The sequence below is a fragment of the Streptomyces sp. NPDC037421 genome (genome assembly GCF_055602105.1).
Genome location: NZ_JBVJWV010000003.1, coordinates 392,867 through 412,511, shown reverse-complemented (window position 1 = coordinate 412,511; position 19,645 = coordinate 392,867). Strand labels below are relative to the sequence as shown.

Sequence of the window (19,645 nt, the reverse complement as noted above, 5' to 3'; positions counted from 1 at the left end):
TTCGGCTCTCTCCGGGGGCCATCCTCGGCCAAAGACCGTGGTGGAGGGCGAGTTGGTGCGTCACCTCACATCTGCGGTGGCGGGTGGGGCCCGTCGGTGTTCGTCCCGTCGCACATCGCTTCGCCGTACAGCTCGGTGAGGGCTTCGTCGACGGGGTGGGGCGGCCGGTTCCCCGCGGGGTCCGGTGCGCTCCAGCGCTGGAGGTTGACGGCCACCGACATCTGGCGCCTGCCGTCGGCCCGGGTCAGGGACAGGGTTCCGGCTCCCCAGGCCGAGCCGTCGTGGCCCCAGAAGGTGCCGCAGCCCGGGACGGTGACCTTGTGGAGGCCGAGGCCGTACTGGACCGTCGTGCCGTCCAGGGCGCGGACCGGGATGGTGCGCTGCATCTGCTCCAGGGAGGCGCGGCTGACGATCCTGCCGTCGAGGAGCTCCGCGTAGAAGCGGTTGAGGTCCGCCATGGTCGACACCAGGGCGGCTCCCGTCCCGGCCCAGGACATGTCGTAGACGCTGTAGTCGCGCGGCGGGTCGAGCAGGCCGAACGCGGCCTCGTACATGCGGGAGTGGGGTCCCTCGACGTACGGGCCGGCCGGGAACCCGGTGTGCCGCAGACCGGCGCGCCGGATGACGTTGCGGGTGATGTACTCCTGCGCCGGGGTGCCGGTGACCCGCTCCAGGAGCTCACCGAGCAGCAGGTAGTTGGTGTTGGAGTACACCCCGGTCGGGCCGCCGGGCTCGCCGGCGGGCGGTGCCGAGAGGCCCAGCTCGATCAGCTCTGCCGGGCGGAACCGCCGGAAGCGGTTGTCGTCGAGGCTTGCGGGCGAGCCGGCCTGGAGGGACGGGAAGGCGTAGGAGATGTAATCGGGGAGGCCGCTGGTGTGGTTGAGGAGCATCCGCACGGTGATCTTCCGGCCGCGCTCTCCCGGCACCAGGTCGGGGAGGTGGTCGCCGATCGGCGCGTCGAGCCGGATCCGGCCCCGCTCGACCTGCTGCATGACGGCGGCGGCGGTGAACGTCTTGGTGACGCTGCCGACGCGGTGGCGCATGTCCGGGCTGACGGGGCGTCCGGTCGTGACGTCGGCGACCCCGGAGGCGCCGCGCCAGGTCCGGCCGTCGACGCGTACCTCGCCGTACACCCCCGGTATGCCCGCCCGGTGGACGGCGTCCATGGCCGCCCGGAGCTCCGCGGGGGTCACGGGCGTGGTCCCGTGCGGTGCGGGGGCCGCCGCCGCGGGTACGGCGGTGGCGGTGGTGGCGGTGGCGAGTGCGGCCGCGCCCGCACACAGGGCGAGGCGGAACTTCGGTCGGATCGGCAAGGTTCTGTTCCTTTCAGGGGGCGGTGGGTTGTTGTTCAGCCGGCGAGGGCGCGGCGCAGGACGGCGCCGAGTTCGGCGTTCTGGCGCTGGGAGACCTCGGCGGACAGGAGGGCCTGCGAACCGTGGAAGGTGCCGGGCCACTGGTGGATCTCGACCGGCACGCCCGCCCGGAGCAGGCGCAGCCCGTAGTCGAGGCCCTCGTCGCGGTTCGGGTCGAACTCCGCGGTGGAGATGTAGGCCGGGGGCAGGCCGGACAGGTCGGTGGCCCGGGCCGGCGCGGCGTACGGGGTCGCGGGGCCGGGGCCCAGGTAGTGCCGCCAGCCCGCGGTGGCCTTGTCGCGGTAGAACCAGGGCGTGTCGGTGAAGTTGCGGGCCGACCAGCTGTCCTGCCGGTCGTCGAGCCCCGGCTGGTTGAGCAGCTGGAACCGGATCGCCGGCCCGTGGTGGTCACGGGCCCGCAGTGCGACCGCGGCCGCGAGGTTGGCGCCGGAGCTGTGGCCGCCGACCGCGATGCGGGCCGGGTCGATGCCGAGCCCGGCGGCGTTCCCGGCGGTCCAGGCGAGGACGGCGTACGCGTCGTCCAGGGCGGCGGGGAAGGGGTGTTCGGGGGCGAGGCGGTAGTCCACCGAGATCACCACCGCTCCGGAGCCGGCGGCGATGCGGCTGGCCCAGGGGTGCTCCGTGTCCAGGTCGCCCATGGTGAATCCGCCGCCGTGCATCCACACGACGGCGCCCTCGGCTCCGTGCGGGCGGTAGACGCGTACGGGCACGTCGGGGCCGGCGGCGACGGTGCGGTCCTCGACCTCCATGTCGGCGGCGTCCGGTGCCGGTACGGCGGAGGCCAGTTCGGCGAAGCTCTTGCGGGCGGCGACCGGGTCGCTCAGGTCGGTCCGGGGGAAGAACGGTACGAATGCTTCGAGTTCGGGGTCCATGGCGAACATCCTCACCGGGCCGGCCGGCCCGGGTCGTCCGCCGTCCGTCGGGGATCCCGGCCCGATCGCGCGCCGATCGGCGCCCCCTGCCGGCCGGTCCGGGCTTCTATGCTTGCGCCATGGAGGCACTCGCCGTACGGCTGTCGGGACTCGATCCGTACGTGGACGGGGCTCTGCGCATCGTCGCGTTCTACGACACGCTGATGCGCCGGCGGGTGGACCTCCCGGCGCTCGCCCGCGCCTCGGCGGGGCTGGCCGAGTGCGTCGCCGGGATCCGGCTGTACGGCACGGGGCGGACGATCCGTGTCTCGCCCGACGGTGTCCCGCCCGACGGCGACGACGCTTCGAAGGGGGCGTCGCCGGCGTCCGCGTCCGGCTCGGTGGCGGTGGTCCTCGACGAGGAGGAGATCGGCTCGGTGTGGCTGGAGCGGCCGGGCCCGGCCGGGCCGCTCGACGAGGTGCTGCTGGAGCGGCTCGCCATCGCCGTCGCGGCCGCCGTCGAACGGTACGGGCCGGCCCGGACCACGATGGCGGATCCGGCCCTCGTCGAGCTGGTGATCGGTGCCGGCACCGACGAGGCGGCCAGGGCCCGGGCGCTGCGGCTGCTGGGTTTCGCCGCCGGTCCGCCGGTCCGGGTGGCCGCCGTACGGTCGGAGCGGCTGCCGCTCGACCGGGTGGGCGGGCTCGTCTGTCCGGGGCGGCCGGTGAAGGGGGCGGTGGTCGCCGGTGTCGGGGTCATCCTGGCCGCGGCCGTGGAGCCGGACCGGTTTCCGGAGGGTGTGCGCGCGGGCATCGGCGCCTCCGAGAGGCCCGACGTGGCGTGGCGGGAGGCCCGTACCGCCCTGCGGTTCGCCACCGCGCGCGAACCCGTGGTCCGCTACGCGGCGCTGGGCGCGCTGGCGCTCCTGGCGGAGGTGCCGCGGGACGCCCTGTGCGGCAACGCCGACGTCGCGGCGCTGGCCCGGCTGGCCGGCAGCCCGGAGGACCTGGAGACGCTGGACGCCTACTGCGCCACGGGGTCGCTGCGCCGGGCGGCCGACCTGCTCCACCTGCACCACAGCAGCGTGGCCCGCAGGATCGAGCAGATCGGCCGGACCCTGGACCTCGACCTGACCGGGGCGCCGGGGCTGTCCCGGGCCGGGCTGGCGCTGGCCGCGTGGCGGCTGATCGAAGGGTGAGGGCGTGCGGGGTGCCGGCCCCTGGGGAGCGCCGGCACCCGTCGGGGTCACGGGCAGCCGGGGCCCGTGGAGGGGTTGGCGCAGACGTCGGTGCCGGGTCCGCCGTTGTTGCCGTTCGTGCCCGGGCCGCCGTCGAGGTTGTCGTTGCCGGCCTCGCCGAAGAGGGAGTCGTCACCGTCTCCACCGGTCACGGTGTCGTCGCCCGGGGAGCCGCGCAGGGTGTCGTTGCCCGCGCCGCCGGCGATCCGGTCGGCGCCGGGGCCCCCGGTGACCGAGTCCGCCCCGGGGCCGGCGCAGACGAGGTCGTCGCCCGCGCCGCCGTTGACGGTGTCGTTGCCGCCACGGGCGAGGATGACGTCGCGGGCGGGCGTTCCGGTGATCTGGTCGTCGCCGGGGGTGCCGGTGATGGTCGGCTGCTCGCCGAAGCAGGTGGTCGCGTCGACGGTGGTGGTCTCCTGCGCGACGTCGTTGGCGGGTGAGGGGTCGGAGACCGCGCCGGCCACGCCCGCCGTGTCGGTGAGGACGTCCTCGGCCGTGGCCAGCGCCGTGATGGTCCGCGCGGCGCTCGCTCCGGCGGTGAGCGTGCCGATGTCACAGGTCACGACGTCCGGCGTGGAACCGGCCGCGGTGCACCCGGCGGAGGCGGAGACGAACTGGAGTCCGGCGGGCAGGGTGTCCTTGAGGACGACCCCCTCGGCGGTCTGCGGGCCGTTGTTGGCCGCGGTGAGCGTGTACGTCACGTTCTGGCCCTCCACGACGGGGTCGGAGCCCGTGTCGGACTTCGTGACGGCGAGATCGGCTTCGGTCAGGGCGATGCGCCCGATGAAGCCGGCGGTCTCGGCGAACCAGATGTTGTCGTCCGGGCCCTTGGTGATGCCCCAGGGGCCGCGCTCCGAGGAGGGCAGGGGGAACTCGGCGATGACGCCCGCGGTGCTGATCCGCCCGATCCGTCCGCTGTTGCGTTCGGTGAACCACAGGCTGTCGTCCGGGCCGGCCACGATGTCCTGGGGCTGCGGCGAGGCTCCGTCCGACGGGACGTCGTACTGGGTGATCACGCCGGCCGGGGTGATCCGGCCGATCCGGTTGCCGCCGAACACGGTGAACCAGAGGTTCCCGTCGGGGCCGGTGGTGATGTCGGTCGGGCCCCCGCCGTCGGGGACCGGGAACTCGGTGACGACGCCGGACGGGGTCATGCGGCCGATCAGGTTGTCGCCGATCTCGGTGAACCAGAGGTTCCCGTCCGGCCCGGTGGTGATGTAGGAGGGCTGGCCGGAGCCGGCGGGCAGGGGGAACTCGGTGAGGGCGCCGGTCGTGGTGATCCGGGCGATCCGGTGGGCGTTCTGCTCGGTGAACCACAGGGCGCCGTCCGGGCCCGCGGTGATGCCGGTGGGCTCGACGAACTGTTCGGGCAGGGGGTACACGGTGACCGTGCCGTCCATGTCGATCTTCCCGACCCTGGAGTCGAAGGTCTGCATGGTGAACCAGACGTTCCCGTCGGGTCCGGTGGTGATGTCGTGCAGGGTGCTGAACGGAGGCACGGAGTACTCGGCGATGAGGGTGCCCGTCGGGCTCATCCGGCCGATCTTGTCGGCGACCGCCTCGGTGAACCAGAGGTTGCCGTCCGGGCCGGTGGTGATGCCGACCGGGGTGCTCGGGTTGGTGACGGGGTATTCGGCGAGGTTCACGGCCGCCTGGACCTGGGGCGCACCGGTGGCCAGCGGCAGGACGGCGGCGAGCAGGGCGCCGGAGAGCAGCGCCGCGAGGCGGCCGCGGCGGCGGGGCCGGGGCGGCCTGGGGGCCGCCGGTTCCGGCACGTTGCGGGTGGAGGGCATGGGCGGGCACCTTTCGGTCGAACGGGAACGCGCCCGTCGTACCAAGGCCAGATCGTTTCTGCGGATGCGGCGGCGCCCGCGCCGCGCCGGGCCTTCACCCGGATTCCACCCGAACGGAGTCACGGCGGTCCCGCCGGGCCGCGCGCCCGCCGGGTTCCTATGCTCGAAGGGGGAGGGCCATCGGCACCGTACGGAAGAGGGAGGCGGGTGGCATGACCGAAACGGCGGACGCGCGCGAGGCCGACCGTGCGCTCAAGGCGAAGCACCGGACGATGTGGGCGCTCGGCGATTACCCCGCGGTCGCCACGCAGGTCGTGGCGGCGCTCGGGCCCGCACTGGTGGAGGCCTGCGGGGTGAAGGACGGGGACCGGGTGCTGGACGTCGCCGCGGGGTCGGGCAACGCCTCGATCCCGGCCGCGCTCGCCGGCGGCGACGTGGTGGCCTCCGACCTCACGCCCGAGCTGCTGGCCGTGGGGCGCAAGGAGGCCGAGGCGCGCGGTGCCGTGCTGAGCTGGCAGGAGGCGGACGCGGAGGCCCTGCCGTTCGAGGACGGGGCCTTCGACACGGTGATGTCCTGCGTCGGGGTCATGTTCGCCCCGCACCACCAGGCCGCCGCCGACGAGCTGGTGCGGGTCTGCCGGGGCGGCGGCACGATCGGGCTGCTCAGCTGGACCCCGGAGGGGTTCATCGGGCAGATGTTCGCCACCATGAAGCCGTACGCGCCGCCGCCCCCGCCGGGAGCGCAGCCGCCGCCGCTGTGGGGGCGGGAGGAGCACGTACGGACGCTGCTCGGCGACCGCGTCACCGGTGTCGAGGCGCGCCGGCGGGCGATCCGCGTGGACACCTTCCGGGAGCCGGAGGACTTCCGGGAGTTCTTCAAGGCCGCCTACGGGCCGACGATCGCGGTCTACCGGAACATCGCCGACGATCCCGAGCGGACCGCCGCCCTGGACGGTGCCCTCGCCGGTCTGGCGGCCGGGGCCATGCGGGACGGGGTCATGGAGTGGGAGTACCTGCTGCTCACCGCGGAGCGGAGCACCGCCTGAGCGGGGTGACGGCGGGGCGCGCCGCCGACCGGCCCAATGCCGGTGTCCCGGCGCCCGGCGGGCGATCCTGTCCGCCGGGCGGTACGGGGCCGTCCGGCGGAAGGAGTCGTGGTGGCAGCTGTATCCCCCGAGGAGCGCCCGGTGCACGCGGGACGGTACGGCGAGGCGCTGTTCCGGCCCGAGGCGCCCGGTGAGGGCGAGCGCATCGACCACGCCGCCCTCGTCTACGACCCGCTCACCCGGCAGCGGCTGCGCGCGCTCGGTGTCGGTCCCGGCTGGCGCTGCCTGGAGGTGGGTGCGGGTACGGGCACGGTCGCCCGCTGGCTCGCCGAGGAAGCCGGCGTGGACGAGGTCGTCGCCCTGGACCGCGACACCAGCCGGCTGACGCCGCTCGCGGGACCCCGGCTCCGGGTGCTCACCGACGACCTGACCCGGCTGGACGACGAGGCGGAGCTCGGCTCCTTCGACCTGGTCCACGCCCGGTTCGTCCTGATGCACCTCCCCGAACGCCGTGCCCTCGTCGACCGCCTCGCGAAGCGCCTGCGGCCCGGCGGGTACCTCGTCCTCAGCGACGCGGCGGACGTACCCGACCCCGCCGACGCGCGCTCGGCGTACCGGCGCACCCTGGACGCCATGTGGCGCACTCTCTCGGAGACCATCGGCACGGACATCGCGGCGGTGCTCGACTACCCGCACGCGCTGCGCGCGGCCGGTCTGGCCGAGGTCGCCGCGGAGCTGGTCTGCCCGCCCCTGACGCCGGGCACTGCGCTCGCCGCCTTCTGGCGCGAGACCTGGCAGCGGATGCGGACGGACCTGCTCGCGCCGGGCCGGCTCGAACCGGTCGTCTTCGACGAGGCCCTCGCCTATCTGGACTCCCCCGGCCTGGCCGAACTCGGCCCCGGCATGCTCACGGCGTGGGGCCGCCGCCCGGTGCCGCGCGCCTGACCGCCCCTCCCGGGCCGGGCCGCACGGCGATGTTCCGGCCCGTTCCCCGCCGGCCGGGGGAACGGGCCGGCACCGGAGCCACCTGACCGCCGCCCCTCCGGCCACGGGCCGGGGGCACTGCCGTGCGGTGCACGGCGGCCGGCGGGCCCGTCAGTGCGGGGTCCAGGTGAACTTGCCGCCCCCGACCCACCGGACCTCGTCGAGGTCGTCGAGGTCGTGGATGGTGATCCCCGCCTCCGCGGCGACCAGCAGCACGTCCGTCATCGACTCCGCCCGGCCGACGAACTCCCCGTCGAGCTCGATGATCCGGAAGGGCGGGTTACCGGGTTGGACGCCCAGGACGGTGATGCGCGCCGGGGAGAGGTGAGGTGTCAGGCCTTCGGTCATGGGGAGACGGTTGCACGCCGTGACCGGTGACGGACGCGGCGACACGGCCCGGGAAGCCGATCGGCGGCGTACGGGCGACCGCGCGCCGTGGGGCGGGGCGCCCGCGGCGGTGTCAGACCCGTCGCCAGGCGGCCATCGCCCACGAGAACAGGCCGAACAGGACCAGGCCCGCCGCCACCGCCACCAGAAGCCACGGTCCCGCCGGGGTGTCGGCGAAGGCGCGCAGGGTGTCGTCGACGCCCTTGGCCTGGGCCGGGTCGTACGCCAGCGCCGCGTAGAGCGCGCAGCCGCCCGCCGCCGCGAACAGGGCGCCCCGGGCGAGGCCGCCCGCCACGCCGAGCACGTCGACGGCACCGCTCAGCCACCCCGGCCAGGAGGGCAGCGCCAGGTCGTCGCGGAACTTCCGCCGTACCGCCGACACCGCGATCACGGCTCCGCCCACCGCCACGCCGAGTCCCGCCAGGGCCACCAGCCAGCGGCCGCCGGGCCACTCCAGGACGCTCGCGGTGGCGTCGCGCGACTGCTCGTCGCTGGACCTGCCGCCGCCCTGCCCGGCCGCGAAGGCGATGACGGACGCGGCGACCACGGCGTAGAACACCGCCCGGCAGGCCGCCGCCAGCCGTTTGCCGGTCTTGCGCCCGTCGGGCCCGGCGCCACCGAAGGCCGCCTCGGACAGCCGCCACAGGGTCATCGCGACCAGGCCGATCCCGACGGCCCAGATCAGCACCCTGCCCAGGGGGACGCCCGCCAGCCCGGCGAGTGCGCCCTGCCGGTCCGCCTGCCGTCCGGGGTCGTCGCCGAAGGCGATGCGCAGGGCGATCGCGCCGACGAGGACGTACAGCACCCCCCGCGTGGCCAGTCCCGCCCGGGCCGCCACCACGATCCCGGTGCGCGGCGCGCCGTCCTGGGCCCGGGTCCCACCAGAAGTCGACTGCATGGCCACCTCTCCGGTCCCGGAGCGCCGGTGCGCTCCCTGCCGGGCGTCTGCCCCGTATCGCGCGGTTGTCCCGGGCTGCCGCAGGGGTGACGCTGCGTGGAGGGCGGCTCGACGGCCGGTGGGGTCAGCGGCCCAGCGCGCCGCGCAGGGTGATCCCGTACCGGCTGCGCAGGCGCCACACCTCCCAGACGGAGAGCGCGGTCACCGAGAGGGGGCCGCCGAGGAGGAAGGTGTAGAGCACCTCCGGGGGCGCGGCGACGTCGGGGCCGTTGAAGACCTGGAAGGCGAACAGCGACCACACCAGCAGCGGCGAGAGCAGTGCCGGGAGCAGCTGGTGGACGTCCGAGGCACGGAAGCAGGAGGCCACGCAGACGTAGGCGGCGAGGATCGTGTACGGGATCGAGGCGATCAGCAGGACGAGGGCGACCAGCCAGCCGACGGCCGCGACGATGAAGCTGACCAGGGAGCAGAGGATGCCGCGGCCGAAGATCCCGGAGAAGAAGTCCACCACGTCGCTCTCGCTGAGGAGGTCGCCCTTGACGGTGGTGAGGGACAGCCAGATCAGCGCGGGGCCCAGGGCGAGCGCCAGCATGTACGCGAGCGGCCCGATCAGGCGCCGGACGAAGGTGCGGCGCCGGTCGGGGGTGCCTGCGATGAGGAAGGCAGTGATGCCGACGATGCTTCCCGCCAGCAGGACGGCACAGGCGAGGCCGAGTTCGGCGAGCTTGCCGAGGACGAAGTCCTGCCGGCCCGAACTCAGCGGATAGGCCAGGACGATCCACACGGCGGCGCCCATGCCGAGGAGTGTGCGGATGACCTGCAGGTTGCCGATGAGCCGGTCGTCCGGTCGTTCGTCCAGTCCGGGGGCGTGCTCTCCCATGCAGGTGCGGAAGAACTCGTTCACCACGGCGAAGGGCCCTATGGCCTCGTTGTCGTCCACCTGCGGCCTGGTCGTGCTCACTTCTCGTCCCCCGGGTCCCCGCGCGTGCTTCCCGCGGCGGGCGCACCCCGCCGCGAACATCGAACACCCTAGCGGATCTTGAACTGTTGGCCGATCCGGGTCGGACGGCGGCTCATCGGGGCGCGGACGGTTCCGCCGGGTCCTCGGTCCCGGCCAGGGCCAGCACCCCGGCGCAGATCAGGGCCAGGCCCAGGAGCTGCGGGAGCAGCCACCAGTGGGCCCGCAGGTGTTCCTCGTACAGCAGGACGCCCAGCGCGATGCTGACGCCGGCGTCGCCGAGGGTCAGCGCGGGCTGGGAGGCGACCAGCGGCCCGCCCTGCATGGCGTGTTCGAGGAGCAGCAGGGCGCAGATGCCGCTCGCGCCGAAGGCGTAGGTCTCCCAGGCCGTCAGGAACGCGCCGATGCCGCCGCCCTGGAGTACGTGCACGGCGGACTTCATCAGAGCGGCCGTGAGCGCGTAGCAGACGGCGGTGGCCGCGCCGAGGCATCCGGCCCGCATCCGGCCGGGCGGCCGCCGCAGCCCGGTCGCGGCCAGTACGGCCACCGCCGCCGCGCAGGCCGCCAGGGCCAGGACCCAGCGGTCGAACGGGACGTGGGTACGGTTCCCGGCGGGCGCGGCGGCCACCAGCACGATCCCGAGTCCGGCCACGACCCCCGCCACGGCGAGCCAGAGCGCGCCCGGCAGGGGGCTGCGGGCCAGGAGCGAGGCGATCAGCAGGCAGAGCGGCAGTTCCAGGACGAACAGGGGCTGCACGAGGGCCAGCGCGCCCGTGGCCAGCGCGAGGGCCTGGCCGACGCCGGCCGCGATCACGGCCAGGATCCCGCCGATCCACAGCGGCCGCCGCAGGAGGTCGAGGACGAGCCCGAACCGGAAGCCGTCGCTCTGCGGCACGGTGAGCGAGGCCCGCCGCTGGAGGACCGTCGCGAGCGCGTTGCTGAACGCCGCGGACAGCGCGAAGAGGACCGGCAGGAGGAAGCCCATGCCCCGATCCTCACCGCGCGGGAGCCACCCCGCGCCGCCCGTTCGCCCGTACGGGTCCGCGGCCGCCGGTCATGACAGTCAGTTGTCCGACTGACTATGGACACGGCACCGCGGAGTGGGTTAACTTTTTCTCAGTCAGCCAACTAACTCTCTCAGGAGCTCTCATGATCGTCGTAACGGGTGCCACGGGGAACGTCGGCCAGGAGCTCGTGCGGATCCTCGTCGAGTCCGGCGAGCGGGTCACCGCCGTCTCCCGGCGGCCGGGGCAGCTGCCCGGCGGCGTGCGGCACGTACGCGCCGACCTGGGTGACCCGCAGGCCCTGGGCCCCGCCCTCGCCGGGGCCGAGGCGCTGTTCCTGCTCGTCGCCGGGGAGGATCCGCAGGGCATCCTCGACCTCGCCGCGGCCGCCGGCGTACGGCGCGTCGTGCTCCTCTCCTCGCAGGGCGCCGGGACACGTCCGGAGGTCTACCGCCATCCCGCGGCCTTCGAGGAGGCCGTACGGGGCTCCGGCCTCGAATGGACGGTCCTGCGGTCGGGCGGGCTGAACTCGAACGCCTTCGCCTGGGCCGGGACGGTCCGGGCGGAGCGGACGGCCTCCGCGCCGTTCGGCGACGTCGGACTGCCCATGGTCGACCCGGCGGACGTCGCCGAGGTCGCGGCGGTGGTACTGCGCCGCGGCGGCCACGCGGGCCGTACGTACGACCTCACCGGCCCCGCCCCGGTCACCCCGCGCGAGCGGGCCGCGGCGATCGGCGACGCCCTCGGCGCGCCCGTGCGGTTCATCGAGCAGACCCGCGCCGAGGCCCGCGCGCAGATGCTGGCCTTCATGCCCGAGCCGGTGGTGGAGGGCACCCTCGCCATCCTCGGCCGGCCGCTGCCCGCCGAACTCGAAACGAGCCCGGATGTCGAGCGGGTCCTGGGCCGGGCGCCGCGCACCTTCGCGCAGTGGGCCGCCCGCACCGCCCCCGCCTTCCGCTGAACCCCGGCGGGCCGCCTTCGCCGCGCTGCCGTCCTCGCCCATGCGGGGGATCCGGGCGCCGGTCATCCAGCCCTACAGACAGGTGACGCCGGTCAGCTGTTCCGAGAGGGCCCACAGCCGGCGGGCGGTGGCGGGGTCCTGGAGGGCGCGTTCCCGGCCGCGGAGGACGGGTTCGCCGCGGAGCTGGAAGGGCCCGTCGGGGACGACGTAGCTGCCTCCGGGCAGGCCGGGGACGGTCGCGGCGCTGCTGACGACCGCCCTCTCGGACGCCGTCCGGATGCCCCAGCTCGCCGAGATCAAGCGCGCGCTCTTCGAGGACCGCTTCCGGCGGGCGGAGCCCGTCGTCGCCAAAGCCGTCCGACGCGGCGAACTGCCCGCCGGGACCGACCCCGCCGAACTCCTCAAGGCCCTGGTCGCGCCGGTCTACTTCCGCCTCGTGTTCACCGGCGAACCGGTCGACGAGACGACCGCGGACCGGGCGGTGGACGTCGCACTGGCCGCGGCACGCGCCCGCGTACTGACGGCGCCGTGAGCCGGGCCCGGTGATGGTACGTCAACACCCTGCCGGGGGACGCGAAATGGGCGGGCCTCAGAGACCGGTCGCCGCCGGCGGGGGTCGTCGGCGATGCCGTAGCCGCACAGCGGCACCCCTCGCGTCCCCTCACCACCGGCGTCCGGGGAGATCCATGGCCGACACCGTCAACTCACTGGCCGCCCGTCTCCCCAAGCTGCTGGTGGCGCACCTGACCGAGAGTGCCGCCGCGGTGGTGCCGGGGCCGGACGTCCTCTCCTCGTTCGGGAGCGGGTTCCTCGGCGTCCCGCAGCGCGTCGACGTCGCCGCGGGGCTCCGGGGCGCCATCGGCTGCTCCCCCAGGCCCCCTTGCCCACCCGGGAACCGAACACCCTCGGCGTGCCGATCACCCGCGCCGAACTCGCCGCGACCCAGACCGCACTCCAACAGGCCGCCGTGAAGGCGGAGTTCCAGCGAAGCTCCGGCAACACCGCCCTCAGCCTCGTCGGCGACTCCTGGGACTGCTCCCGCGCCAGGCGCGACGCCCGGCACGCCGACGACCCGGACCCCCGGCGCCGGCACCCCGCTCGTCCCCTGCCCGCCGCTCGGCTCCCTCACCTGCCCGGTCCGAGTCCGGGCGGGCCGGCGCGCGTGGCACCCGGCCGTGCGCGCCACCGGCCGTCATCATGGGGAGGGAAAGGAGCTCCGCCATGCCGACACAGGGATCCGCGAAGCAGCCCACGACCGAACTCGACGCCCGCTACAGCTCCGCCCTCAACCCGCGCCCGGGTGCCGCGGACGCGACCGCCACCGAGTGGACCGAGGCCCTGCGGCAGCTGGCGGCCGCCGAGATCTTCTGGGTCTCGACGGTACGGCCCGACGGGCGACTGCACGTCACCCCCGTGATCGCCGCCTGGCACGATGGGGTGCTGTACTTCTCGACCGGGCCGGGGGAACAGAAGGCGAAGAACCTCGCCCATGACGGTCACTGCGCGCTGACCACCGGCGGGAACTCGCTCACTGCCGGACTCGACCTCGTGGTGGAGGGCACGGCCGTGCGGGTCGCCGATCCGGCGGCGCTGGAGGAGGTGATCGCGGCGTACGAGTCGAAGTACGGGGCGCACATCACCTCGCCCGAGGGCACCTTCCACGGGATCGGCGACGCGCTCCGCAAGGGTGACGCCGTGCTCTTCGCGGTGGCCCCGGACACCGCCTACGGCTTCGGCCGGGACGACGGGGTCTACACCCATACGCGGTGGACGTTCTGAGCGGACCGGGCCCTGGAGGCGGGCTCAGGCCCCTGCTGACGGGGTGGGTCCCGTCCCGCGGAAGCCCGGGCCGCCCGGCGGCGGCGCGAGGAGGACGCGGGGCAGGGCCTCCGGGTGCTTCTCCGAGAGCCAGGCGATCAGCTGCTCCCGTACCGCGCAGCGGACCGTCCACAGGTCGTCGGCGTCCTTGGCCGTGACGATCGCGCGCACGACCATGGCCGAGGGCGTCGTCTCGGTGACGGCGACGTCCCAGCCTCGCCCGTCCCACTGCGGACACCCGCCCAGGATCTCGTGCACCTTGCCGCGTATGAGGTCCACGGGGGCGCCGTGGTCGCAGTGGAGGAGGACGGTGCCGGTCATCTGGACGCCGCCCCGGGACCAGTTCTCGAAGGGGCGGGTGGTGAAGTACGAGACGGGCATGGTGATCCGGCGCTCGTCCCAGGTCCGGACGGCGAGGAACGTCAGCGTGATGTCCTCCACCACGCCCCATTCGCCCGCGACCACGACGGTGTCCCCGATGCGCACCATGTCGCCGAAGGCGATCTGGAACCCCGCGAAGAGGTTCCCCAGCGTCGACTGCGCGGCGACGCCCGCGACGATCCCGATGATCCCGGCGGAGGCGAGCACGGAGGTGCCCAGTGCGCGGAAGCTCGGGAAGGTCAGGAGCATCGCCGCGGCCGCGACGACGGCGACGACGGCGGTCACGACCCTCGTGATCAGGGACACCTGGGTGCGGACGCGGCGGACCCGGGCCGGGTCGCGGGCGCCGGTCGCGTAGCGGGCGTACCCGGATTCGACGACGGCGGAGGCCACTCCCACCACGAGCCAGGCACCCGCCCCGATCAGGGCGAGCGAGAGGGTCCGGCCGACGGCGGCCTCGTTCTCCTGGAGCGGCCGCCACGCGGTCTGCCGGTGGGCCCCTCTGAGCAGCGCGGCCAGCAGGACGATCTGGAGGGCCGGCCGGCAGCGGCGCAGCGAGTTCCACAGCGGTGTCTCGGGGTGGCGCGCGTCGGCCCGGCGCAGCAGCAGGTCGACGGCCCAGCCGGCCGCGCCGGTCAGCAGTATCGCGGCTCCCAGGAGGGTCAGCGGGCGGACGGCGGCGTTCATTCGGCTCCTCGGTGGTGCGGACGGGCGGACGGAGACGCCCCGGACCCCCACGCGCCTGCCCCGACGAGGAGCGCCGACACCCTCCCGCTGCCGGCCCGGAGACGGTGCATGGGTACCGCGAAGGCGGGTACCCGGGCCGTGAACGTCCTGACGGAGCGACCGGCACCGAGGGGTGCGGGGCTGCCGGGACACGGAAGGGGTGCACATGTCGCACGTCGAGGAGTACGTCGAGGTCAACGTCCCCGTGCGTACGGCCTACAACCAGTGGACGCAGTTCGAGGACTTCCCGGCCTTCATGGAGGGCGTCGAACGCGTCGAGCAGCGGACGGACACCCTCACCCACTGGGTGACGAACGTCAACGGTGTGCAGCGCGAGTTCGACGCGCGGATCACCGAGCAGCTCCCGGACCGGCGTGTCGCGTGGATGACCGTGGACGGGGAGGCCCGCCAGGCCGGGCTGGTCACCTTCCAGCCGATCGACGCGAGCACCACCAAGGTCGTACTGCACATGAACTGGGTGCCCGACGGACTGGCCGAGACCGCCGCCGACAAGCTCGGCTTCGTCAAGCGCCAGGTGGCCGGCGACCTGAAGCGGTTCAAGCTGTTCATCGAGGCGCGCGGATTCGAGACGGGCGCCTGGCGGGGCGAGGTCTGACCGTGACCGGGGGGATGGCCCCGGCTCAGTGCCCGGCGGCGCCGAGCAGGATCTCGCGTTCGTCGTCGCGCAATGGATCCCCCGCCGGCAGGCCGTCGTCGTCCAGCAGCCGCAGCACCCACGCTCGCTCGGCGGCGAACACCGCCCGGCACAGGGCCCGTTCGGGGTGGTCCTCTTCGCGGCCGTTGACCGCCAGGCTCCACTCGCTCGCCGGGTCGGCCGGCTCGGAGAAGGCCGCGGCCATCAGCACCAGGTCGAAGATCCTGCCCCGGACGGGCACGGCGGGGTCGGCCGCCAGGCGCAACAGGAACGGCAGTACCGCCGGCGTCGCGGCGCTGATGTGCATGGGCCCCGCGAGCACCAGCAGGCCGAGCGCCCGGTCGGCGGCTTCGGCCGCGTCGGGGTCCAGCAGGCCGCGCAGCACAGCCGGGACGTGTTCGGGGCAGCCCGGGATCGCCGACCAGGCCACGTCCTCACATCCCGCCAGCGCGGGGTGCGGGGAGGAGTCCCCGGCCAGCCGCGGATGCGCCGCCATCAGCTTCCCGACAGCGCTCGCTGCCGCCGCCCCGTGATCCACCCGGCACACCGGCACACCCTCCTCGGTCCGCCATCCGCAAGAAGGCCCCGGTCTCCGTGAGGAGGCCGGGGCCTTCGGTCGAGCGCTGGGCAGGCCTTGCACCTGCATTCCCCCACGGGAAGTGGGGTGTCTTTCCTTGGACCACCAACGCCGGTCCCGCCACCGTGTCTTACGGCGGCGAGCTCGAGATCAACTATACGGCACGCGGCCGGGCGGTACGGACCGCCGGCCGCGTGCCCGGACGCCCCCTAGCCGGCGCGTACGAGGTCCAGGACCTTGATGCCGAGCTCCAGCGCCTCGTCCGGTTCGCGCACGCACTGCTGGAGGTCCACGAAGCAGCTGTCGGCTCCCGTGTCCCGGATGCCGGCGAGGACCGCCGCGATCTCCTCGTACGGCGTACCCGGCTTGGCGTTGAAGCGGATGTTGCGGCGCAGGGCGTCGGGGTCGCGGCCGGCCTCCTCGGCGGCCTGCCGGGCGACGGCCCAGAGTCCGGCGAGGGCCGCGGGCGGCAGGACGGCGCCGACCCAGCCGTCCGCGCGGCGGCCCACCCGGCGCATCGCCGCAGGTGAGAAGCCGCCCAAGTAGAGGGGCGGGTGCGGCCGCTGGGCCGGGCGCAGGCCGACGTGGGCGCGCGGGATGCGCCAGTGCGGGCCGTCGTGCTCGAACTCCTCCCGGGTCCAGATGCCCCGGAGGATGTCGAGGATCTCGTCGAGGCGTTCGCCGCGCCGGCCGAAGTCGGCGTTGACGGCGGTGTATTCGTCGCGCAGCCAGCCGATCCCGAAGCCGGCGTCCAGCCTGCCGCCGCTCACCTGGTCCAGCGAGGTGAGGCTGCGCGCGAGCAACAGGGGCGGGTACCAAGGCGCGTTGAGGGTGCTCGTACCGAGGCGGGCGCGGTGTGTCGCGGTGGCGGCGACGGTCAGGACGGTGAGCGGGTCGAGGAAGGTCCGGTACTCGGCCGGGTACGGGTTCTCGGGCGTGTGGCCCGGGTAGATGTCGCTGGGCTCGACCGGGGTCAGCGAGCGGTCCCCCACCCAGAGCGAGTCGAACCCGGCGTGCTCCGCGTCGCGCGCGAAGCCGGCGATGCGGGCGGCCTGCGCGTGAGTGCCGTACTGGGGCAGTGCGATCCCTATCTCCATGGCCCCATCGTGGGCGCGGTGCGGCCGCGGAATCCAAGGGCGCCACACGTGACACGTGCCACAACGGCCTGGGCCGCCGGTGGCCGTCCCCCGCCGCCACGGCACCCGATCGGGCGGCCCCGGTCACCCTGGGCGCCGGAACACGCCGTTGGTCAGGTGAATGCCGGGCCGGAAGCCCCCGGAGGCGGTGTGATCCTGCTTCGACGTTCCGTCATCGACTTTGGAGTGACATGCGTATTCGAACTGCGATCGCCGCCACCGTCCTGGCCGCGGCCGGCATCCTCGGCGCCGGCGGTTCCGCCGTCGCCGACGCCAACGCCGAGGGTTTCGCCATCGGCTCCCCGGGCGTGCTGTCCGGCAACGTCGTCCAGGTGCCGGTCCACATTCCGATCAACGTGTGCGGCAACACCATCAACATCATCGGGCTGGTCAACCCGGCGGTCGGCAACACCTGCATCAACACCTGACCGCGGCGCGGCCCCGGCCGCGTACGGACGGGCCCCTCGCACTCCGTTCCGGGGTGCGAGGGGATACCGTGTTCCTCCAGGTCAAGAGGGGGAAGAGTGATGTCTCACAACGCGGGATGGGGACAGTACCCGCAGCAGCCCGCACCTCAGTGGGCAGGCGGCTGGATCCAGCCGCCTCCGCAGCCGGGGGTCATACCCCTGCGGCCGCTCGGCACGGGCGAGATGATCGGCGGCGCCTTCAAGGCCTTCCGCCAGTACTGGAAGCCGCTGGTCGGCGTCATGCTCGCGGTACAGGGCGCCGGATTCCTGCTGGTGACAGCGGCGATCGTCATCGGCGTCACGGCGGCGAGCAGCAGTTTCTCCGAGGTCTTCGACCTCGACCCGGAGTCACCCGCCGACAGCGCGGACGTGGCGAACGTGATCCTGGCCCTGCTGCCCGGGGGCGTGATCCTGCTGCTGGTGATGCTGCTGGGCACCGCGGCGATCGGCGCCCTGTGCCCCGCGGTGGTGCAGGAGGCCGTGCTCGGCCGCTCCGCGACCTTCCGTGACATGTGGCGCCGCAGCTGGTCCCGGCTGCCTTCGGTGCTCGGCACCGTTTCGCTGATCGGACTGACAACGGGCGGGCCGGCCGTCCTGATCTACGCGATCTGCTTCCCGCTGGTTATCCGCTCGGGCTCGCCGGCCGGCGCGTTCCTGCTGGTCGCGGGGGTCCTGGCATGGATGCCCGTGGCGATCTGGCTCGCGACCCGGTTCAGCCTCGCGCCCGCCGCGGCGGTGTTCGAGGACCTCCGCCCCGTGGCCGCGCTGCGGCGGTCGTCCCGCCTGGTCAGCGGCAGCTGGTGGCGCGTTTTCGGGATCACGCTGCTCGCGTACGGCGTGGGGATGGTCGGCGGTTACGCCATCCAGCTGCCGTTCGGCTTCGTCGGCGTCCTCGCGCTCCTCCCCGCGATGCTGGAATCCGGCGCGGGCGGCTCGGCGCCCGCCACGATGATCTTCGGTTTCGTCGCGTACGCGGTCTGCCTGTTGGCCGGCGTCGTGGTCAGCGCGCTGTTCCAGCTGGGCTACCCGCAGCTGGTGGTCTCCCTGCTGTACGTCGACCAGCGGATGCGCGGCGAGAACCTCGCGCCGGCCCTGATCGCCGCCGCCTACCCCGCCCAGACGCCGGGCCAGGACTCCGCGTCACCCTGACGGGCGCCCCGGGCCGGCGGCGTGTGAGCCGGTCAGCGCGCCGCGCCGAAGTCCTGCGTCCAGTACTGGCCCGGCTGGGCGAGGCCGATGCCGATCTCCTTGTACGAGCAGTCGAGGATGTTCCGCTTGTGGCCGGGGCTGTTCATCCAGCCCTCCATGACCTGCTCGGGGGTGCTGTACCCATAGGCGACGTTCTCGCCGTACGTCCGCCACTGGTACCCCGCGCGGGTGATGCGCTGGCCGGCGTCGGAACCGTCGGACCCGGTGTGGGACATGTTGCGGTGCGCGGCCATGTCGGCGCTGTGGTCCTGCGCGGCCTTCGTGAGCTTCGCGTTGACGGTGAGTGCCGGGCAGCCGGCCGCGGCACGCGCCTGGTTGACGAGTTCGAGGACCTTGGTCTGCGCGTCGGAGGGCGCTCCGGAGGCCTGCGGCGCGGCGGGCTCGGCGGGCGCGGCGGAGGGCTCCACCGGCTCCGGCCGGGGCTGCTGCGGCTGCGGGCGCGCGGGCGGCGCGGCCTCGACGACCGGCTCGGCGGGCTGTTCTGCGGCGGGCTGTGCGGGCGCCGCCGCGTCGGCACCGGGCGCGGGCGCGTCGTCCAGGACGGGGGCCTGCGCCGGGAGCGGGGCCTCGGACGCGTCGAAGGGGACGTCCAGCTGCGCCGCGGCGGGCCGTGCGCGGCCGGTGTCCTGGGTGTCCAGGCAGGCCATGGCGGCGGTGGGGACACCCACGACGGCCAGCGCGCCGACGGCGACGGCTATTTTCCTGTAGTGCGTCTTCTTACGGTGCTTCTTCATGCGGGACCTCACTCGGTGATCGCGAAGCTCCCGGCGCCGGACCGCTGGGGCGCCGGAGGAGTCGCCATTCTTAGAAGGCCCGCAGGGGCATGGCAAGCCGGTGCCGGCCGGCCTCGCGGGAGCCCCGGGCTCCGGCTTGAAAGGGCGTGAAGATCGTGCATGGCCCCCGCACGGGCCCGCCCCGGCGCAGCTGACGCGCCGCTAGAACCACCTCTCATCAGGAACGTTGGGGGAGGTGAAATGAGAGTCTCCGATTCCGTTTCTGGCGGAGTGCGGCATGTCAACGCCAAACAGGGACAAATGACGAAATGTGTACCTGTTGGTGATCCCCGTGGGGCCCGCTGGGTCGGCGAGGGCAGTGTGTCGCATGTCACGAAACCGCGGAGCCCCGCACACCGTCGGCCGACGGTGTGCGGGGCTCCGCGGTTTCGTGACATGCGACACACTGC

At 74.1% G+C, this 19,645-nt stretch carries 21 protein-coding genes; 9 read left to right on the top strand and 12 right to left on the bottom strand.

The genetic code is table 11. The features are described from left to right. Window positions 1-65: 65 nt before the first annotated feature. Window positions 66-1,166 carry a serine hydrolase domain-containing protein gene (locus ACZ7IF_RS07375; protein ID WP_470964633.1) on the bottom strand — a complete coding sequence of 367 codons (1,101 nt, stop codon included), beginning with the start codon at window positions 1,164-1,166 and terminating at the stop codon, window positions 66-68. A gap of 182 nt (window positions 1,167-1,348) precedes the next feature. Then, window positions 1,349-2,245: an alpha/beta hydrolase gene (locus tag ACZ7IF_RS07370; protein WP_470964501.1), complete on the bottom strand. Its 897-nt coding sequence runs from the start codon at window positions 2,243-2,245 to the stop codon at window positions 1,349-1,351. A 119-nt stretch (window positions 2,246-2,364) separates the two neighbouring features. Between ACZ7IF_RS07370 and ACZ7IF_RS07365 the strand changes: the two genes are divergently transcribed. Continuing rightward, window positions 2,365-3,423, top strand: coding sequence for a helix-turn-helix domain-containing protein (locus ACZ7IF_RS07365; protein ID WP_470964498.1), 1,059 nt, complete (start codon window positions 2,365-2,367; stop codon window positions 3,421-3,423). 47 nt (window positions 3,424-3,470) lie between these two features. Here the strand turns inward: ACZ7IF_RS07365 and ACZ7IF_RS07360 are convergent, their stop codons facing one another. Further along, a complete protein-coding gene (locus tag ACZ7IF_RS07360; protein ID WP_470964495.1) occupies window positions 3,471-5,255 on the bottom strand; it encodes a virginiamycin B lyase family protein in 1,785 nt (594 codons plus the stop codon). A gap of 212 nt (window positions 5,256-5,467) precedes the next feature. Between ACZ7IF_RS07360 and ACZ7IF_RS07355 the strand changes: the two genes are divergently transcribed. Then, a complete protein-coding gene (locus ACZ7IF_RS07355; RefSeq protein ID WP_470964492.1) occupies window positions 5,468-6,301 on the top strand; it encodes a class I SAM-dependent methyltransferase in 834 nt (277 codons plus the stop codon). Between the two features lie 111 nt (window positions 6,302-6,412). Further along, window positions 6,413-7,246, top strand: a complete 834-nt coding sequence (locus tag ACZ7IF_RS07350) for a class I SAM-dependent methyltransferase (protein ID WP_470964489.1) — start codon at window positions 6,413-6,415, stop codon at window positions 7,244-7,246. 150 nt (window positions 7,247-7,396) lie between these two features. Here ACZ7IF_RS07350 and ACZ7IF_RS07345 read toward each other — a convergent pair whose 3' ends face one another. The 4 genes from ACZ7IF_RS07345 to ACZ7IF_RS07330 all read right to left on the bottom strand — a co-directional run bounded on the left by ACZ7IF_RS07345 (window position 7,397) and on the right by ACZ7IF_RS07330 (window position 10,513). After that, the gene (locus tag ACZ7IF_RS07345; protein WP_470964486.1) at window positions 7,397-7,633 is read right to left on the bottom strand and encodes a hypothetical protein; all 237 of its coding nucleotides are present in this window, start codon (window positions 7,631-7,633) and stop codon (window positions 7,397-7,399) included. 112 nt (window positions 7,634-7,745) lie between these two features. Next, the gene (locus tag ACZ7IF_RS07340; protein ID WP_470964484.1) at window positions 7,746-8,570 is read right to left on the bottom strand and encodes a DUF1206 domain-containing protein; all 825 of its coding nucleotides are present in this window, start codon (window positions 8,568-8,570) and stop codon (window positions 7,746-7,748) included. Between the two features lie 124 nt (window positions 8,571-8,694). After that, window positions 8,695-9,531 carry a hypothetical protein gene (locus ACZ7IF_RS07335; RefSeq protein WP_470964482.1) on the bottom strand — a complete coding sequence of 279 codons (837 nt, stop codon included), beginning with the start codon at window positions 9,529-9,531 and terminating at the stop codon, window positions 8,695-8,697. Window positions 9,532-9,643: 112 nt separating this feature from the next. After that, window positions 9,644-10,513, bottom strand: coding sequence for a DMT family transporter (locus tag ACZ7IF_RS07330; RefSeq protein ID WP_470964480.1), 870 nt, complete (start codon window positions 10,511-10,513; stop codon window positions 9,644-9,646). Window positions 10,514-10,677: 164 nt separating this feature from the next. On the opposite strand from ACZ7IF_RS07330, the gene ACZ7IF_RS07325 reads away from it, so the two are divergent. Further along, window positions 10,678-11,493 (top strand): SDR family oxidoreductase, encoded by an 816-nt coding sequence (locus ACZ7IF_RS07325; protein WP_470964478.1) that lies wholly within the window; start codon window positions 10,678-10,680, stop codon window positions 11,491-11,493. Window positions 11,494-11,565: 72 nt separating this feature from the next. Here the strand turns inward: ACZ7IF_RS07325 and ACZ7IF_RS07320 are convergent, their stop codons facing one another. Next, on the bottom strand, window positions 11,566-11,793 hold the full coding sequence (locus tag ACZ7IF_RS07320; protein WP_470964475.1) for a hypothetical protein: 228 nt from the start codon (window positions 11,791-11,793) through the stop codon (window positions 11,566-11,568). Between ACZ7IF_RS07320 and ACZ7IF_RS07315 the strand changes: the two genes are divergently transcribed. Both ACZ7IF_RS07315 and ACZ7IF_RS07310 read left to right on the top strand, forming a co-directional pair. Beyond that, entirely contained in the window at window positions 11,771-12,025 is a 255-nt protein-coding gene (locus ACZ7IF_RS07315) for a TetR-like C-terminal domain-containing protein (RefSeq protein WP_470964472.1), read from the top strand. The two genes, ACZ7IF_RS07320 and ACZ7IF_RS07315, sit on opposite strands and share 23 nt — an antisense overlap. A gap of 689 nt (window positions 12,026-12,714) precedes the next feature. Then, the gene (locus tag ACZ7IF_RS07310) at window positions 12,715-13,272 is read left to right on the top strand and encodes a pyridoxamine 5'-phosphate oxidase family protein (RefSeq protein WP_470964469.1); all 558 of its coding nucleotides are present in this window, start codon (window positions 12,715-12,717) and stop codon (window positions 13,270-13,272) included. 24 nt (window positions 13,273-13,296) lie between these two features. Here ACZ7IF_RS07310 and ACZ7IF_RS07305 read toward each other — a convergent pair whose 3' ends face one another. Continuing rightward, the gene (locus ACZ7IF_RS07305; RefSeq protein WP_470964466.1) at window positions 13,297-14,379 is read right to left on the bottom strand and encodes a mechanosensitive ion channel family protein; all 1,083 of its coding nucleotides are present in this window, start codon (window positions 14,377-14,379) and stop codon (window positions 13,297-13,299) included. 205 nt (window positions 14,380-14,584) lie between these two features. Between ACZ7IF_RS07305 and ACZ7IF_RS07300 the strand changes: the two genes are divergently transcribed. Continuing rightward, on the top strand, window positions 14,585-15,034 hold the full coding sequence (locus tag ACZ7IF_RS07300) for an SRPBCC family protein (protein ID WP_470964462.1): 450 nt from the start codon (window positions 14,585-14,587) through the stop codon (window positions 15,032-15,034). Window positions 15,035-15,059: 25 nt separating this feature from the next. On the opposite strand, the gene ACZ7IF_RS07295 is transcribed toward ACZ7IF_RS07300, so the two are convergent. Together ACZ7IF_RS07295 and ACZ7IF_RS07290 are read right to left on the bottom strand one after the other, a co-directional pair. Continuing rightward, complete coding sequence (locus ACZ7IF_RS07295; RefSeq protein ID WP_470964459.1) at window positions 15,060-15,569, bottom strand: hypothetical protein; 510 nt, start codon at window positions 15,567-15,569, stop codon at window positions 15,060-15,062. A gap of 290 nt (window positions 15,570-15,859) precedes the next feature. Then, on the bottom strand, window positions 15,860-16,747 hold the full coding sequence (locus tag ACZ7IF_RS07290; protein ID WP_470964456.1) for a TIGR03619 family F420-dependent LLM class oxidoreductase: 888 nt from the start codon (window positions 16,745-16,747) through the stop codon (window positions 15,860-15,862). Window positions 16,748-16,977: 230 nt separating this feature from the next. Here ACZ7IF_RS07290 and ACZ7IF_RS07285 point away from each other — a divergent pair, with 230 nt between their 5' ends. Together ACZ7IF_RS07285 and ACZ7IF_RS07280 are read left to right on the top strand one after the other, a co-directional pair. Continuing rightward, complete coding sequence (locus tag ACZ7IF_RS07285) at window positions 16,978-17,214, top strand: chaplin (RefSeq protein ID WP_470964453.1); 237 nt, start codon at window positions 16,978-16,980, stop codon at window positions 17,212-17,214. Between the two features lie 99 nt (window positions 17,215-17,313). Next, on the top strand, window positions 17,314-18,402 hold the full coding sequence (locus tag ACZ7IF_RS07280; RefSeq protein ID WP_470964450.1) for a DUF7847 domain-containing protein: 1,089 nt from the start codon (window positions 17,314-17,316) through the stop codon (window positions 18,400-18,402). Between the two features lie 32 nt (window positions 18,403-18,434). Here the strand turns inward: ACZ7IF_RS07280 and ACZ7IF_RS07275 are convergent, their stop codons facing one another. Beyond that, complete coding sequence (locus ACZ7IF_RS07275) at window positions 18,435-19,196, bottom strand: CAP domain-containing protein (protein WP_470964447.1); 762 nt, start codon at window positions 19,194-19,196, stop codon at window positions 18,435-18,437. Window positions 19,197-19,645: the final 449 nt, after the last annotated feature.